This window comes from Herbaspirillum sp. B65 (assembly GCF_000333555.1).
Classification (GTDB): domain Bacteria; phylum Pseudomonadota; class Gammaproteobacteria; order Burkholderiales; family Burkholderiaceae_D; genus Herbaspirillum; species Herbaspirillum rubrisubalbicans.
Map to the genome: position 1 here is coordinate 1 of NZ_BADI01000958.1, position 1,436 is coordinate 1,436.

The 1,436-nt window shown below is 61.3% G+C and carries 3 protein-coding genes; all 3 read left to right on the top strand.

The window, feature by feature from the left end:
- Positions 1-369, top strand: a 369-nt coding sequence (locus I5W_RS22570; protein ID WP_044530933.1) for a phage baseplate assembly protein, incomplete at its 5' end; no start/stop codon positions are given.
- Positions 366-773: a phage GP46 family protein gene (locus I5W_RS22575; RefSeq protein WP_044530934.1), complete on the top strand. Its 408-nt coding sequence runs from the start codon at positions 366-368 to the stop codon at positions 771-773. The genes I5W_RS22570 and I5W_RS22575, both read left to right, overlap by 4 nt.
- Positions 774-960: 187 nt before the next feature.
- Positions 961-1,436, top strand: a 476-nt coding sequence (locus I5W_RS22580; RefSeq protein ID WP_441294737.1) for a baseplate J/gp47 family protein, incomplete at its 3' end; no start/stop codon positions are given.

Sequence of the window (1,436 nt, forward strand, 5' to 3'; positions counted from 1 at the left end):
GACGGAGATCGCTCTCACGCGGCCGTCATCATGCCAAGCGACAAGCGCTATCGGCCCACCGATCTGAAGCCTGGCGAAGTGGCCATCTACACGAACGAAGGCGCACGCATTGTCTTGAAGCAGGGGCGGATCATTGAAGTGGAGTGCGATGTTTATCGCGTCAAGGCGAAGCGCTATGAGGTGGTCGCCGAGGAGGCAGTGAACATTTCCACCCATGCCTACGAGCTTGATGCATCGGGTACCGCCAAGTCTACCGGGCCGATGGAGATGCCGGAGGTGGTCGTGAATGGCATCTCGATGCGAGGGCACTTCCACCAGGAGCACGATGGCCCGCCTACGAGCCCGCCGAAGTCAGGAGGTGGCGAATGATCCTGACGCTTTCTGAGGATGATCGGCGGGCGGTCTTGTGGCGTGCCGCCATGATCAGCCTCTTCAGTTGGCACCGAGCCGATCCTTCCGATCCGAACGATGGGGCCGATCCGCTCGGCTGGTGGGGAGACAGTTTCCCCACTGTCGCCGGCGACAAGATCGGTTCCCGCGTGTGGCTGCTGCAGCGCAGATCAATCACTGACGATGCGCTTCGTGACGCTGTCGAGTTCGGCGAGGAAGCCCTCGCCTGGTTCGTGTCGGACGGTCACGCCACCAAGGTCACGGTGACGGTGGCGCGAAGCGGTACCGAAGGCGTGACGATGCACGCAGTGATTGATCTAGTGGGGGATGACCCGCTGCAGATCGAGATTGATGATTTTTGGAGGGTGCTCAATGCCATTTAATATTCCTGGCCTTGTGACGCTGATTAAGCGAGTGCGCGGAGATCTGGTACCCGCGACCTCGGTAGGTGCTTTACGCAGAACAGATGCCGAGGTATTGGCCCGTGTGCATAGCGGTGTTGTCGCCGGCCTGTATCAACACCAGGACTACATTGCTGCTCAGAGTCTTCCTGATAAGTGCGACGAAGAGATGCTGCTGCGCTACGCGCAATGGCGACTCGGTCGCAACTATCGTGCGGCGACCTATGCCACTGGCTGGATGGAGTGCGAAGGGCAGACCGATGCTCCCATTGACGCCGGCACTCTGTACCAGGCGCCTGACCGGAGCCAGGTGATGGTGACGGCCGATACGGTGATCAAGGGCGTCACATTGGTTCCGATCCGAGCGGTAAGCGCTGGTGCTGCCGGTAATCTCACGGGTGGTACGAAGCTCGCGGCCGTCTCTCCTGTGTTGGGCGTGAGCGATGAGGCCGTGATCACTTCGGCCGGAATGACGGGCGGTGTCAACCAGGAGACCCTGGAGCAATTGCGGGCTGNCGTACTGCGGACCTATCGCATTTCTGCCTCAGGTGGCTCTGCCGATGACTACGAGACCTGGGCGCTGGGATATCCGGGCGTGACACGGGCCTGGACCCGGCGCAACTGGTTGGGGGCCGGGACGGTGGC